Raw genomic sequence first — 15,475 nt, 5'->3', positions numbered from 1 at the left:
AACTATGATCCGCTATGTCACCATTTCCCCGTTGGAATCGGCAGGTTTCGCTTAAATAGCGGATCTCAGTTCCCTTTCATGCTACGTTTCCCCCAGTTTCCGCCATTTAGCGGATCATAGTTCCTTTTCACACGACGCTCTCTGTCATTGCAAAGCTCAAAGCGAGTAAATGCAAGAAAAACGAAATAACGCAACAGGAATTCGTTAGATTTTCAGAGTGAGCGATTTTGGCCCAATAAAGGTTATTGAGTTCGTAAGAGTTTCCTCGAAGTTTCCTTCGTATATTTGTTGTGATACTGATTCAGTGTGAGGAGCGGCCAAATATAGCGGTAACTGTGATAATCGGTGTATAGGCAGCCCGGCAACCCTGAGCCAGTGGGATAGCGAGTCGTCCAGTCGTCGAGATGCAGTAGACTGAGCAATCGCTCTATGCCTTTATCGATCTCCGGCGATGGTGCGGGACTTACGGCGATAAGGGCATCAAGTGCCCATGCTGTTTGGGAGGGAGTGCTGGCGCCGAGCGGCACATATCGTTTGCTGCGATCGCTGGTGCAGGATTCCCCCCAGCCGCCATCGGCATTCTGAATGCTAAGCAGCCATTGAACGCCGTTCCTAATAGAGGGGTGATCTGCTCCAAATCCCACAGCCGCTAGACCTGTCAGGGCTGACCATGTGCCATAGATATAGCAAATCCCCCAGCGTCCGTACCATGATCCGTTCGCTTCCTGGTTGCTGAGCAACCAATCGGCACCTCTTCCTATGAGAGCATGCTTCCTATCCAAACCCGCGGTTGTCCCAAGGAATTCCAACGTTCTTCCTGTTAAATCAGCCGTAGAAGGGTCGATAGCCGCGTCAGCCGCGCCGTCGATCGGGAACAAGGTGAGCAGCTTGTTGGTGACCCCTTTCTCGAAAGCGGGCCATCCGCCATCTTTATTTTGCATAGACAGCACCCAGTTTAAGCCCCGGTTCCACGCATCGCGGTATTCAGGGTCAACGAGCGATAATCCTCGTATAGCCCTCAGAGCAGCCGTACTGTCGTCTACATCCGGGTTGATCGAATTAGACTCGGAGAAGCCCCAGCCGCCGGGAAGGGGATGGGATACATGAAAGCTCCAGTCGCCTAACTGGGTATGCTGAACACGCAACAGGTATTCCAGCGATTTGCGAATGGAGGGGTGATTCGGCGATGTGCCGGCTTGCTGGAGAGCATAAGATAGCAAGGCTGTATCCCAAACCGTTGAAGGAGAATTTTGCAGATGAACGTGTCCGTTCAGGTTCCATAGAATCGCCGATAGGCCGCTAATTGCGTTTGTAATAACAGGGTGCTGCTTATCATACCCAAGGGCCAGCAAAGCCATAATCATGAGCAGCGTACAGGAGGAATAGCTATAAAGCGTTCCATCGGCTTCTATCCGTTTAAGCATATACTGTTCTGCATATTGCATCCCGCGATCACGCAGGAGCCATGGCAGTCCTGACAGTTCTTTCAGGCCGGATTGAATGGTCCTGAGCAGCTCCTTGAGCGTGCGAGTGGAAGTTAAGTCTTCCCACTCTGCGTTGTGCCTCTCAACAGACGCCCAGTCATTGCGGGTATACAAATCGGATAGATCAGGGGCAGCGGCGTTGCGCTTGCTGAAACCCAGATTCGCCATAATTAAAATTGGTGTAAAGTGCACGCGCGCATAGCCGGAGAAGTCGAAAAAACTGATCGGCGAGGAAGGAGGCAGCAGCAAGAATTCCGGTGGGATTTTTAGCGAAGTTGGCCATGGGGATTGTCCCGTAGCTGCTAGAAATGCATGGGTGAGGACCGTTTTTACCTGCTGGAGTCCACCCTTGGAGAGGATGAACCGCGCCGCTTTTAACATCGGTTCATCCGTTTTCTGGCTATAGCCGGAATACAACAACGCGTAATAGGCATCAACTGTGGCGTCTAGGTTACCGTCCTCTTCATCCTGATAGACCTTCCAAGCACCATTCGCTTCCTGCTGGGAACGGATTCGGTCATGGAGCTGCCTAATCAGCGTCTCCTGCGGTTGTTCCAACGTCCTAAGGACAATGATCAAGTAGGCATCTGTCAAAATACCATTTTCAAAGCAAAATCGCCAGGAACCATCTTCTTTTTGTACACGTTCGAGCATGCCGGTCATGCGGTGTATTTCCGCGGCAACGTCCCTCCAAACAGGCATTTCTCGTCCACCTGCCTATTCCAAAACGAATTTAGATCCATCTCTCCATCTTATGAATCTCGCGCAAGATCATGCGATGAACTTTACTTTAACTTAGTGGTCACGAGGATATTTGGATTGACATTATCAAAGTGTGTTATGATAGGTAGTAAACTATGAATAAGTCAAAAGCTAAGCGCATATTTGGAGGTAATTGTCATTAATAACACCGCACTGACCGATGCACTGACCATGTTGAAGAAAACGAGCCGCACTTTTTATATCCCCATAAGTCATTTGGATGCGGGACTGAAGGAGGCTGTATCCTCTGCATATTTGTGTATGCGGGCCATAGATGAGATCGAGGATCATCATGAACTGACAGATGAATTGAAAGTGAAGCTCTTGTTTGGCGTTAGCGAAGTATTTCAAACTTCGGATTTGAAGGAAGCTACCCAGAAACTGTTCGCTCCATACGAGAAGGAACTCCCTGATGTGACGCTGCAGCTGAATGATTGGTTCATTCTTTGTCCGACGACAGCAGCGCCAATTGTCTTTCGCTACATTGCCAAAATGGCCTTCGAAATGGCAGAATGGGTGCAAAAAGGGTGGCAGATCCAGACAGAAGAGGATTTGGATCGCTATACCTACAGCGTGGCAGGCATGGTTGGAGAAATGTTATCCGAACTCTGGTTATGGCATGATGGCACCAAATCTGATTTAACGAAGGCAGTTGCCTTTGGACGAGGTTTACAGGCGGTAAATATTCTTAGGAATCAAAAGGAAGATGCGGAACGCGGTGTGAGCTTCTTTCCAGAAGGTTGGGGATTCAAGGAAATGCAGCAGTATACACGCCGCAACTTGCAGATCGCTGATTCGTATGTAGCTGATCTGAAGAGTGGTCCGGCTTTGAAATTTTGCAAGATTCCATTAGCGCTGGCTCATGCAACCGTAAACCTCATCTCCGCAGGCGGGAACAAGTTGACAAGAGATGCTGTGTTGAAAATTGTGAGCCGCGTGACATGATGATCGGAAGGAAGGGGCAGGTGCCGCGGCAGTCTGCTCTTTTTTGTTGTACAAGCCAAGTGGATGGTATGAAAGGGACAAAAGTGGCTGATGATATTTATAGATCATTCAGCTATACTTTCCTCATAGACATATGGACTAACAAAATGGATCAGAGGGGTGTCTTATGAACTTATATGCCTATTACATCATATTTGCGGTTATCTTGCTGTTCGGTTCTGTTGCTACGATTATGATCGGGATTTCGCGCAAGAACCAGGACGGGGATCAAACGTATTTCCAAAAAACAGGGGTAAAATGGGTGCGACTTACTGCTCTCTATGTCATTGCGATTGCGGCAGGGTTGTTGGCCTTATTAGCTTATATACGGTACGCTGTTGAATAAAGATGACAACGTCTTCGGGATAGAACGCGAAGACGTTGTCATCTTTTACTTACAATGGATGTCCAAAGCTTCTTTCAGATAACTGAGGCCAGGAAGGATCTCATCGAAATGAGGTCTCGCAAAACTGATGCGAATATGCCCTTGATCAGAACCATAAACACTACCCGGAACAAAGAGCACGCCTCGTTTGATAGCCTCATCCAGCAATTTGAAATCGTCGACTTCCCGGTTGATTTTACACCACAGATTAAGCCCGCCCTGCGGCAACGTATAGGACATATAATCGCCCATAATCGTTTGCAAACCTCGAACCATCTCATTTCTTTTCTTCTCTAATTCTCTTCGTAAAGTCTTCAAATGATTCTCGAAATGTCCTTCGGAAATAAATTGTTCAGCGATCCATTGCGGAATCGTACTCAAGCCGAAATCCATTTGCTGCCGTGCGTCAGTTAAGCGATCAACAACGGTTTGAGGAGCTAGCAGCCAGCCGATGCGTAAGCCGGAGGCGGCAATTTTGGAAAGGGATCCTATGTACAAGACATTGCCGGTTTTATCCAATGACTTCAAGGTAGGCGGAGGATTCCCATCCAGAGCTGTAAGTGTAAAAGGATCGTCCTCGACGATCGGAATTCCGAGCTCGGAAGCAATCTCGAGCAAGCGGATTCTGCGCTCGGTCGCCATAATGCTGCCCGTGGGATTCTGAAAATTAGGATTCAAAAATATCATGCGTATGCGGTGCTGTCGATATAACGTAATTATATCCTCGGGATTAATGCCATGCTCATCGACAGGCAATCGAAATAGACGTAGTCCTGCGGATTGAAACATGGGCAAGGAATAACTGTAAGAAGGATCCTCGATGGCAACCGCATCGTTCGGGCTAAGGAGACATTGCGTAATCAAATACAAGGATTGCTGAGAGCCTGATGTTATCAGAATGGAAGCATCTGTACTCTGAATTTGCAAGTGTTCCTCTAGAAACGAGACAAGCGTTTGTCTCAGAGGGCGATAGCCCTGAGGGTCTTCATAGCCCAGTTGTCCAAGGAAGGGATGCTCTTGCAGCAGGCTGCGTATGGTGTCCGCAGGAAATAAATCATTCGATAATTCCCCGCTTGCGAAGTCGATGATCCCCGTCTTTTTGCGCAGTTCCTCGCGAATTCTGCGAATGAAAGGAAGATTCGGAAGGAAGGTACCGCCTTCAACATAGGTTTTCCAATTCGGAGTTTGTTTAGGCGTAAGCCCCCATTTATGTTTCGTCACCCGTGTGCCGCTTCCTTGAGCGCTTTCTACGATGCCGGAAGCTCGCAGTTCCTCGTAGGCAAGGACAACGGTGCTGCGGTTTACTCCAAGCAGGTTAGCCAGCTTTCTCTCTGAAGGTAGCACACTTCCAGGCGGAAATTCACCGAAAGAAATTCTGCGTTCCATGTAATCTGTTATTTGCTGGTAAATAGGTTTTCTAGTTGATCTATCTGGTTTCCACATGACTAATTTCATCACCTTTTTACTAGTATAACATTCTCAGGCGATCATCGGACAGCATGCATCTTACGAAAAGCGTTAGGCGTCAATCCCTCGCTGTTCTTAAATAGCTTGATAAAATAGCTGGGACTCTCAAAACCGACCTGCTCAGCGATGTATCTAACTTCCATTTCGGGCATTTGTTGAAGAAATTCCTTCGCTTTCTGGATCCGGTAGCGATTGATATAGGCGAAGGGCCTTGTGCCTAATGTCCGTTGGAATAGAACACAGGTATAATGCGGTGTGACTTCCAATTGATCTGCCAAATTCTGCAGGGTAATAGGCTTGCTATAATGCTTCTCAATATAGTCGAAAATTGGTTTTAACTGTTCGAAATGCTCATGATTGGAACGGTTGTCGGAAGCGGATGTATAGCGAAATAAATCAAGGAGCAAACCATACAACAGTTGGGAGCCCTCGTAGCTCGAAAGCTGGTTTTTGTGCCTGTTGTACCTATGATTGATTTCATTAATTCGTGCCTGCAGAACTTCCGGTTTGGTTATATACAGCACGATGGATTCAAAAAAATGCAGCGAATGAAGGAGAGATTCGGCGAAATTGCCATTAAATTCAACCCATTGTACGGTCCAAGGTTCACTGATTGGGAAATAGCGATGAGGTACTCCCGGATACAATAGCATGCCTTGACCTTGAGATAAAGTTAGGGACTTACCGGCGATTTCGAGAATGCCTTGTCCGGAGAAGCATTGAAACCATTGAAATCCCTTATATCCATCTTTTCTGGCCACTTGCGGTTGATTCTCCCAGTAGCCAGTCGATACGAGATAGAGGGGTAAATGAAAGTCGATATCCGTTAGTAAATTCCAGAAAAAACGCTTCTTCTCCATATCAACCATCCTCTATAAATCTTAATATTATTATATTAAAGTAAATATCCTTTGATTGATGATGGTTTTATTGAGGCATATAATTATCAATAAAATTATATTCAGGTGAAGGAGAGACGTCAATATGCCGCTTCAATTTGCAAGAGATAAAGAAAGCTTCGATAGGGACTGGTTTTTTCACAAAGGGGATATCCCGATTAAATATGCCGTCAAAGCTGGGATGACTGGAGGCATCACGGATTGCGGGAAGCGAGAGGAGGGAGACTGGCTGGAAATCGCTTATGTGGATAAGGATACGGGAGATGTCCCCATCCCTCAAGACTGGCAGCGTGTCCAGATTCCTCATGACTGGGTTGTTGAAGGAAGCGCTGTTAATGACCCGAATTTAGGAAGCCGACCAGGCAGTCATGGTTATTTGCCCACAGGCGTTGGCGTATACCGTAAAATGTTTGCGATGCCATCCGATGATCTCGGGAAAAAGATAACGGTTCATTTCGATGGGGTTATGGGAGTAAGCACAGTCTGGTTGAATGGTCATCTGCTCGGTACCCATGAGAGCGGCTATACCGAGGTTCATTATGACATTTCGGATAAAATACGTTACGGTGACGAAGGGCTTAACGCTATTGTCGTCAAGGTAGACGCTAACCGTTATGAGGGTTGGTGGTATGAAGGCGGAGGGATTTACCGGCATACATGGCTGCAAAAAACAGATTGTTTGCACGTCGCTCATTCGGGCACTTACGTCACCACACCCCGCGTGTCAGAGGAGTCGGCTGACGTAGTTGTCCGCACAATCATACATAACGAGTATGAGCAGGATCAGACATGCGAGCTTAGATCTACGATTGTAAATAACCACGGGGTAGGGGTCGCCAAATTTACCGAAACCATAACTGTACCTTGGCTGGATCAAATGGAAATAGAACATAAGCTTAGCATCGCGGCTCCCCAACTATGGTCACCAGAGTGCCCTAATTTATATAGATTAAATACGGAAGTCATTGTTAACGGGCAGCAAGTAGATTCGTATGAAACGATGTTCGGCGTTCGCACGATCGCTTTTACGAGAGATGGCTTTATTTTAAACGGAAGGCCTACACTGATTAAAGGTACGTGCAATCATCAGGATTTTGCAGGCGTCGGTGTGGCCTTGCCGGATGCAGTGATCGCTTACAAACTTCAACTGTTGAAGGAAATGGGGTGTAATGCGTATCGAAGCGCTCATCATCCACCTACGCCTGAATTATTAGATATGTGCGATAGGCTTGGTCTGCTGGTCGTTGATGAGAACCGCCTGCTGGATAGTTCGCCGAATGGCATAGCCGATCTTCAGAATTTGATTAGAAGGGATCGCAATCATCCCTCGATTATTATATGGTGTATGGAGAATGAAGAAATTCTGGAGGGGAAAACCACGGGAGCACGAATCCTGCGTTCCTTGGCGAATGTGACCCGTAAGCTGGACCCAACCCGGCCTACGATGGCCGCGATGAATCATGGCTGGAACGGAGAGGGCTACAGTGATCAAGTGGATATAGTCGGCTACAATTATGGACAAAGAAACCAACAGGATATCAACGATCATGCTGCCTATCCGTCTAGAATTATGCTGGGAAGCGAGAGTGCAAGCAGCACAACGACCCGCGGCATCTATGAACTCGATGCGGAGAGAGGATATTGTCCTGCCTATGAGGGCATCTACATGCCTTCATGGTCTTGTACGGTTGAACAAGCATGGAACGATGTCGTGAACAATCCCTTTCTAACGGGTGTATTTCTTTGGACGGGCTTTGATTATCGAGGAGAGCCTACCCCTTACAGTTGGCCTTGTGTGAACTCCCATTTTGGCATCATGGATACTTGTGGATTTCCCAAAGATGTGTATTATTATCTCAAGTCCGTATGGACACCAGAGCCGTTGATCCACATCATGCCGCATTGGAACTGGGGGGACCGCATTGGAGAGTTGATCGATGTGTGGGTGTACACCAATGGCGAACAGGTTGAGCTCGCATTGAATGGACGAAGCCTCGGCATGAAACCGATGGTTCAAGCTGGACACTTAACGTGGCAAGTACCTTATGAACCAGGTGAACTTAGCGCAATAGCCAGACAGGATGGCCAAATTATTGCTGTGAAAAGAGTCCAAACAACAGGAACTCCTGCTGTCCTTCATATGGAACCTGATCGACGTATTATTCAGGCAGATGGCACCGATGTTTGTCTTGTCAAAGTATCGATTCGTGACGAGCGCGGTAATGTCGTTCCGACCGCTGATCAAGAAGTCATGTTCGCAGTGGAAGGCCCAGGCGCCATCCTTGGCGTGGGCAATGGAAATCCCAGCAGCCATGAACCGGATAAAGCGAATCGCCGCAGAGCCTTCAACGGATATTGCTTGCTGCTCATTCAATCCAGTTTGTTAGCTGGCGAGATAGTAGTGACCGCGACATCGACCGGTTTAGCAGCTGCGAAACTTGCCATTTTGGCTGGGCCAGCCGCTTAGCATAAGAGAGGAGACGGTATCAATGAACCAAAGTCAGCCTACGGTTCCGAATGGGTGCAGTTGTGGGTGGATCGGGGATATGCGGCGATCGCGATGGATCTGGAAGGACATATCGGCATCGCTAAGAATGAGCGCCGAGTTTGCCGATAACTTGGAGTCATGATCCCCATTTTCCGCTTCATTTGTTCAGCAAATCGTTTCAGGCGGCGAAGCAAGGTGTATATCCGTCAAGTTTAAGCATTCATTTCGGACTTCAGCATTCCCATGCAGCAGCATGGAAGCCTTTGGAAATTTATGCGTTCGCTGATTTAGTACCCCTTTGTATGACAGCTACTATTCTTGCTTTTAAGTCCTAGCTGGTGCTCCAACTCGGCTACTCTGTTTTCCAGTTCAGTGATCCGCTCTAGCAGTTTTAATAATCTTCATTGACAGTTTGACTTCCTGTAATGGTATTATAAGTAAGGCATTATTATACATACCAAAGGGGAACTACGATGAAATCCAGTTTAAAAGGTTTTATGTTAGGCGTTGTTACCACATGTCTTATGCTGGGAGCAACCGTCGCCTATGCGGCAGGTGGGACACAGATCGAGGTTTATTTTGAAAAGTTGAAGTATGTTTTCGAAGGGGCCGAGAAGCAACCCACGGCAGAACAAGGACAAGGGTTTATCTATAAGGGGACAACGTATGTGCCATTGCGTTTTGTGAGTGAATCTCTCGGCAAGGAGGTTGGTTGGAACGCTACTTCCAAGACGATTTGGATCGGGAAGCAGCCGGAGAACACAAATACAAACGCTGGGAACGAGAACGGCAGCAATCCGACATCTACAGGAACAGAAGCTGCTGTGTATTTGACAGACTTGACCGGGATGACCAAGGAAGATGAAGCTAGCATGCTCAGCGTAAATAGCTGGGGGAAAAGCTTCAATACAGCAGCGCGCAAACCTGCTTATCAGATTGCTGGCACAAGCTATAAGAAGGGATTAGGTCTTTACCATCATGATCATCCGTATCCCCCGAACATCAAAACAGGGGGAACCGTTCAGTACCCGTTAGATGGCAAATACACGAAGCTTACTGCTTTTGTCGGAGCTGCTGACAACGAGCTGCCCAATGCGGCGGCGGGAACGATCAAGTTCATCGGTGACGGGAAGGAACTTCTCGTTGTTGACGCCATTACCGCAGGGAAGAGTGCTACGCCTGTGGATTTGGACGTGACTGGCATCCAAGTTTTACGCATCAATTTCAATTCGAACCGCCAGGGCTCCTTGAATCTGATCGTTGCTGATCCGATGGTTATTCCCGCTGCGAAGCCAACCACTTCGACGCTAAATGTACAGTCTGACATGATTATCGTTGAACGCGACAAGAAGGCGGAGTTCGTTGTGTTGAAAAATCGGGGCACCAAGGAAATCGATCTTAAAGGCTGGAAAGTTATAAGTGTAAACGGCCAGGAAGTATATCCGTTCAAAGAAAGTTATGTGTTAAACCCAGATTCTTATGTGATGCTCCTTAGCGGCAAAGAAGGTAAATCCTATGAACAAACCGGTGTTAACGGTACGGAGTTCCGGACGTACTCCCGAAGCCTGCTTTGGACAACATCGGAGGTCTGGAACGATACAGAATCCGATGCGGTCGAGCTCTATAACCTTGCAGGCGTGAAAGTTAGCGAGTACATCAATTAAATCACAAACCTTAAGAAGGCAGTCGGTCATTGTACCGGCTGCCTTCACTGCTATTTCTCAGAACTTGCCCCTCGGAAATGCTGGGGTGAGGTTCCTTCGATTTTTTTGAACATCCGGCTGAAATAAAAGGGGTCCTGATAGCCGACTTCTTCCGCGATATCTTTCACGCTTTTGCCCGTATTCAGGAGCAAATATTTGGCGCGCTGCGCTCGCAGCTGATGAATGTAATGATGGATGTTCGTATGCGCATAGCGTTTGAACACTTGGCACAAATATTCATATTTCCGATTCAACACTTGCTCCAAGTGATCTTTGGAAATGTCGGATTCATAGGAATTGTTCAAGTGGTTGACCAGTCCACGGAAAGTGATATAGGAAGCTGAGAAATTCGTATCCACAGCACTCTGCTCCAAAAAATCACTTGCAATGAGCCGCAGAATCTCACCCAACAACAGGGTCGCATGGAAACGGAAATAGCCTTTCGGCTGTTTCATGGTCGATACCAGTTCTTCGAACAAACCCAAGAGTTTGTAACGCTGGATCGCTTGGAATTGGCGTGGAACGACCAATACATCCTCATGTTTCATTTCCGTCGTACGCAGCTCGGTTCTTTCGGCATGGACAATATTTAGTTGGCTTGCTTGATCCAGAAGGAATTCATTCAGGCCGGGGTCGCAAGAAAATTGCGCCCAAAAGAACTGGCCCTGCCGCTCCTCGGGATTCCAGCCCGTATGCGATTCCCAAGGCCGCATAAGCAGCGACTGGCCGGCATGCAGACTCATGCGGGTTTCACCTGTCTGCAGATGTACCGTTCCGTCAGCAATAACAATCAGCTCGTAATAGGGATTATGATGCTGCTCGCGGTAAAAGGAACTGTTCTTGGTATCGAACAGATCCGCCCAAATGACGTCAAGCTTGGACAATCGCGATAGAGAGTAGTACATGGCATGACATCCTCCGAGATTTATTGTTTTGAAGTCTAATTGATGTACATGGATTGAGAACGAAACCGCACGTATGATGAACTCATGACCATTATATCAAAATAACGGAGGTTTCTACATGAGCTGTCAGATTCTTAATGAAAAGGATTACTATCGTATTGTATATGGAGGATGGCTGGGTAAAAATATCGGAGGGACACTCGGCGCGCCTGTCGAAGGCGTGAAGGAACTGCTCACATTGACCTATTATCCGGAGCTGCCGGACGGGCCGCTGGAAAATGATGATTTGGATTTGCAATTGGTGTGGCTGCATGCTTTGGAGCAGTACGGCCCTGGCTTGACTGCGCGTGAACTAGGTCAGGAATGGCTGGAGCATGTCTTCTTCCCTTTTGATGAATACGGTTACGCGATTACGAATATGCGCAGAGGACTCGTTGCGCCGGTTGCAGGAGCTTTCAATAATCCATTTACGAACTGTATGGGTTCGCCGATTCGCTCTGAAATTTGGGCCATGGTAACCCCCGGATCACCGGAAACAGCAGCTCATTATGCCTATCAAGATGCGATCGTTGATCATGCAGGCGGTGAAGGCGTATACGGAGAGATGTTCTTTGCTGCGCTGGAAAGCGCCATTTTCTTCGAGAAGGATCGGGATCGTTTAATTGCCATCGGGATGACCTATATCCCGGAAGATTCCCGCACGGCCAAAGCCTTGAAGGATCTGCTGATCTGGCATCAAGAAGGGAAGGATTGGCTCGAAGCGCGCGCCTTGATTTTGGAACACCATGGCAGTGATAATTTCACCGATGCTCCGCAAAATATTGCTTTTACCATCCTCGGCTGGTTGTATGGGGAAGATTTCGAAGATGCCATCTTGAAAGCCGTTAATTGCGGCTATGATACGGATTGCACAGCAGCTACGCTGGGGGCGATTCTGGGCATGCTGCTCGGGCCAGAAGGCTTGCCTGCTGCATGGGTAGATCCGGTTGGGGACCGCATTGTTGTCAGCCCGCCGATCAAAGGCTTTCCCGCGCCGAAGAATTTGGACGAACTCACGCAGCGCACAATCCGTATGGGCAAACAAATACTCGCTGCCTGGGACACAGGCATTATCATTCATCCCGACCTGCCTACGTCGTGGGATCAGCCTGCCGAGGTAGAGCAGGCACATTCGCGAATTCGTGAGCTTTGGGCCAAGAAAGTAACGGCCAATCACTACTTGCTGCCTCTTAGCACACAGCAGAACGCGGATGCCGAGTTGGAAATTGAGTTTGGCCAGACAGGTCCGGCGATCGGTGCAAATCAATCGAAAACCTTGCAAATCACACTGACCAATCGTGCTTTGACGCCTGTTACAGGTTGGCTGACCTTGGAATTGCCAGCAGGTTGGGAGGGACCAACTGCGGTAGAAGTTAGCTTGCAGCCTAACGAGTCCACGGAGTGGAATGCCCTCATACGCGCTTCTGAAACGGCCAAACCGAGTTATGAACTGACATGTGTATGGACGCGTTCGCATGATGCTTCGATTTGGACGGCTCATCGCGTGCCTTTTGCGCTGGTCAATGCGGCCAAATGGACCGTCTGGGGACCAAATGGAGCAGAAGGGAAAGAGGTCTACGTCACTGGAAACCGACTGGAACTCGAGCAGGCGCTTGCTTCGGAGGACGATGGCGTGTACCGTGCACAAACGACGCTATTTAACCCTGAGTCTCGCACAGTCAGGCTTATCGCAGCGGCGAACAGCCCGGTTAAGCTCATCTTAGATGGCAAGCTTGTCATCAATTGTGATGAGATTTTGGAATTTATGCCGGCGTATCACCGGGCTCATGATGAGCAATTCATTGAGCTAACATTAGCTGCCGGAAGCTACAAGGTGGAAGTAGAAGCGCTAAGGAATGGCAGTCCTCTGGAGGTCTATATTTTGCCAGTGGCAATTAAGGAGACCAGCATGCCAGGACCACATTACTATTTTACAGATATCTTGTTCGGGTGAACCATGAGAATTGATGCTCATCAACATTATTGGCTAACAGAACGTGGTGATTATGGCTGGTTGACTCCTGAGCAGGGCATTCTATTTGCGAATTATATGCCGGAGCAACTTGCAGATGCTGGGCAGCGCCATCACTTTGAGCATACGATTGTTGTGCAAGCCGCACCTACGGTAGCGGAAACGGAGTTCCTGCTTTCTTTGTATGAGGAGCATGATAGTATTGCTGGCGTAGTGGGGTGGTTGGATCTCGATTCCCCTCAATTCCCCGAGCAGTACGCCAAGCTTCGCAAGCACCAAGGATTCGTAGGCTTTCGCCCAATGCTCCAGGACTTGGAGGATGATTGGATCCTTCGACCACGCGTTCTGGATCATCTCAAACGTGTGATTGAGGACGAGTTTCCGCTGGATTTGCAGCTTAGGCCAAGACATCTGCCGTATATCCTGGAGCTGCTGCGGAAGTTTCCGACACTCAGGGCTGTGGTGGATCATGCGGCGAAACCCTTTATTGCGGCTGGTCTGATCGAACCATGGAAGTCGCAACTCGCCGAACTGGCAGCTTTTCCTCACATCATGTGTAAGCTGTCAGGATTGGTCATAGAAGCGAATCATCCAGCTTGGCGATGGGAGGATTTGGCTCCCTATGTCCACGCCGTCGTAGACATATTTGGTCCAGATCGCATTATGTTTGGCAGCGATTGGCCGGTGTGTTTGCTCGCCAGCAGCTATGATGAAGTCTACGAGGCGCTGCTTCAAGCTTTACCTGCGCATTTATCCGAAGAGGCGCACTTGGCCTTATTCGGAGACAATGCGGCGCGTTTTTATGGCGTTGGCGAATAGTTATAAGAATTTGGAGTAATCAGGGGTAGCCCCAGCTGCCTCAAGCGGAGGGAGGGAACTACAGTTCGCTATTATAGCAAAAAGTGGCATTATCGCAATGTTGAGGGAACTAGAGTTCACTATTTTGCCGTTTGAGGGGCAATTTCAGCCCTTTTCAGCGAAATAGTGTATCGAAGTTCCGCGTAACAGCCCAATCAGCCGATTTGTCACAAATAGCGTATCGTAGATCCTTTTGCTTTGGACGTGCTGCCGCATCGCCCAAGCCATTGGCTACTTTCCTTCACAGCTACTCCCAGCGTTCTCCCAACCCTATATCCTACTCCCACCAACCAGACAAATTCGACTCCATGGGGATCGTAGAATAAAATGAACCTAGCCGCAGTCCTGCAGGCTAGGTTCATTTTAATTAAGTCAGCGTTTGCGTTGACTCAGGCGTAAATGGCAGCAGTTCATCCGTGCGGCCTTCGCGGATTTTCTCTGCCCATTGCGGATCATGCAGCAAGGCGCGGCCGACGGCGATTAAGTCGAACTCTCCTTGCTCCAATCGCTCCAGCAGATTGCCGAGATGGACCGAATTGGCGCCAGCTCCCTCTTGAAAGAGCTTCGTGAATTCTGCATCCAGCCCTACGGAGCCGACGGTGATGGTTGGTTTGCCTGTGATTTTTTTGGTCCAGCCTGCTAGGTTGAGTGTGGAACCTTCGAATTCAGGGTCCCAGAAACGTCTGGTTGAACAGTGGAAGACATCGACACCCGCTTGCACTAAAGGAGTTAAAAACTGCTCAAGTTCTTCAGGCGTGTTAGCCAGTTTCGCAGCATAATCAGAACTCTTCCATTGCGAGAAGCGGAAGACGATCGGGAAGTCAGGGCCAACGGCGCGGCGGCAAGCTTCGACGACTTCAACCGCGAAGCACGTGCGGCCAACAAGGCTTCCGCCATATTGATCGCTGCGCTGATTTGTTTTCTCCCAGAAGAACTGGTCGATTAAGTAACCATGCGCGCCATGAAGCTCGATGCCATCGAAGCCGATGCGTTTCGCATCCGCGGCGGCTTGGGCATAGGCCGCGACCAGGGCGCTGATTTCATCTACGGTTAGCGGCTCGGATACTTTGACACCGTTCAGGTCAAGGCCGGATGGGCCTACCGGTGGAGCTTCCGGATTCGGTTGACTGCCGACTGCGCGAGTTGTGCCCACATGCCAGAGCTGCGGAATGATTTTCCCGCCAGCTTCATGTACGCCAGCTACGACTTTGGCCCAGCCTTGCAAGGCGGCTTCGCCGTGGAAATTCGGCCAGTTCGGGCTTGCGCCAGCCGCCGGATGGTTGATGAGTGTTCCTTCGGTTACGATGAGGCCTACGCCGTGCTCGGCGCGGCGGCGATAATAATCCGCTACGTCTTGCCCAGGAACACCATTAGGTGAGAAGCCGCGTGTCATGGGCGCCATGACAATGCGATTGGTTAAGTCCAAGTGGTCCGAGTGAAAGGACTTAAATAAGGGAAGTACCGAAACAGAATCGGCAGGAGTGTTAGGGTTGGGCATGGATATATCTCCTTTAACAGGCATTTCAGCG

The 15,475-nt window shown here is 48.9% G+C and carries 12 protein-coding genes; 7 read left to right on the top strand and 5 right to left on the bottom strand.

Translation table 11 applies throughout. From position 1 onward, the window contains the following. Window positions 1-242: 242 nt before the first annotated feature. On the bottom strand, window positions 243-2,186 hold the full coding sequence (gene shc / locus IEY34_RS13140; protein WP_189012213.1) for a squalene--hopene cyclase: 1,944 nt from the start codon (window positions 2,184-2,186) through the stop codon (window positions 243-245). Window positions 2,187-2,369: 183 nt separating this feature from the next. Between shc and IEY34_RS13135 the strand changes: the two genes are divergently transcribed. Both IEY34_RS13135 and IEY34_RS13130 read left to right on the top strand, forming a co-directional pair. Further along, window positions 2,370-3,191, top strand: a complete 822-nt coding sequence (locus tag IEY34_RS13135; RefSeq protein WP_229757631.1) for a squalene/phytoene synthase family protein — start codon at window positions 2,370-2,372, stop codon at window positions 3,189-3,191. 166 nt (window positions 3,192-3,357) lie between these two features. Next, a complete protein-coding gene (locus IEY34_RS13130) occupies window positions 3,358-3,576 on the top strand; it encodes a hypothetical protein (protein ID WP_189012211.1) in 219 nt (72 codons plus the stop codon). 45 nt (window positions 3,577-3,621) lie between these two features. On the opposite strand, the gene pdxR is transcribed toward IEY34_RS13130, so the two are convergent. Both pdxR and IEY34_RS13120 read right to left on the bottom strand, forming a co-directional pair. Next, a complete protein-coding gene (gene pdxR / locus IEY34_RS13125) occupies window positions 3,622-5,058 on the bottom strand; it encodes a MocR-like pyridoxine biosynthesis transcription factor PdxR (protein ID WP_189012210.1) in 1,437 nt (478 codons plus the stop codon). Window positions 5,059-5,102: 44 nt separating this feature from the next. Next, window positions 5,103-5,942 carry an AraC family transcriptional regulator gene (locus tag IEY34_RS13120; RefSeq protein WP_189012208.1) on the bottom strand — a complete coding sequence of 280 codons (840 nt, stop codon included), beginning with the start codon at window positions 5,940-5,942 and terminating at the stop codon, window positions 5,103-5,105. A 124-nt stretch (window positions 5,943-6,066) separates the two neighbouring features. Between IEY34_RS13120 and galA the strand changes: the two genes are divergently transcribed. The 3 genes from galA to IEY34_RS13105 all read left to right on the top strand — a co-directional run bounded on the left by galA (window position 6,067) and on the right by IEY34_RS13105 (window position 10,133). Then, window positions 6,067-8,448: a beta-galactosidase GalA gene (gene galA, locus IEY34_RS13115; RefSeq protein WP_189012206.1), complete on the top strand. Its 2,382-nt coding sequence runs from the start codon at window positions 6,067-6,069 to the stop codon at window positions 8,446-8,448. Window positions 8,449-8,470: 22 nt separating this feature from the next. After that, window positions 8,471-8,611 (top strand): hypothetical protein, encoded by a 141-nt coding sequence (locus IEY34_RS13110; protein WP_189012205.1) that lies wholly within the window; start codon window positions 8,471-8,473, stop codon window positions 8,609-8,611. A 331-nt stretch (window positions 8,612-8,942) separates the two neighbouring features. Next, a complete protein-coding gene (locus IEY34_RS13105; RefSeq protein ID WP_189012204.1) occupies window positions 8,943-10,133 on the top strand; it encodes a stalk domain-containing protein in 1,191 nt (396 codons plus the stop codon). A gap of 50 nt (window positions 10,134-10,183) precedes the next feature. Here the strand turns inward: IEY34_RS13105 and IEY34_RS13100 are convergent, their stop codons facing one another. Next, window positions 10,184-11,077, bottom strand: coding sequence for a helix-turn-helix domain-containing protein (locus IEY34_RS13100; protein ID WP_189012203.1), 894 nt, complete (start codon window positions 11,075-11,077; stop codon window positions 10,184-10,186). Between the two features lie 118 nt (window positions 11,078-11,195). Between IEY34_RS13100 and IEY34_RS13095 the strand changes: the two genes are divergently transcribed. Next, window positions 11,196-13,070, top strand: coding sequence for an ADP-ribosylglycohydrolase family protein (locus IEY34_RS13095; RefSeq protein ID WP_189012202.1), 1,875 nt, complete (start codon window positions 11,196-11,198; stop codon window positions 13,068-13,070). A gap of 3 nt (window positions 13,071-13,073) precedes the next feature. After that, the gene (locus tag IEY34_RS13090; RefSeq protein WP_189012201.1) at window positions 13,074-13,907 is read left to right on the top strand and encodes an amidohydrolase family protein; all 834 of its coding nucleotides are present in this window, start codon (window positions 13,074-13,076) and stop codon (window positions 13,905-13,907) included. Window positions 13,908-14,313: 406 nt separating this feature from the next. On the opposite strand, the gene IEY34_RS13085 is transcribed toward IEY34_RS13090, so the two are convergent. Beyond that, window positions 14,314-15,444, bottom strand: a complete 1,131-nt coding sequence (locus IEY34_RS13085) for an NADH:flavin oxidoreductase (RefSeq protein ID WP_189012200.1) — start codon at window positions 15,442-15,444, stop codon at window positions 14,314-14,316. Window positions 15,445-15,475 lie beyond the last annotated feature (31 nt).

This window comes from Paenibacillus marchantiophytorum (assembly GCF_014640555.1).
In the GTDB taxonomy this organism is placed as follows: Bacteria; Bacillota; Bacilli; order Paenibacillales; family NBRC-103111; genus Paenibacillus_E; species Paenibacillus_E marchantiophytorum.
This window is presented reverse-complemented; position numbering and strand designations above follow the sequence as displayed.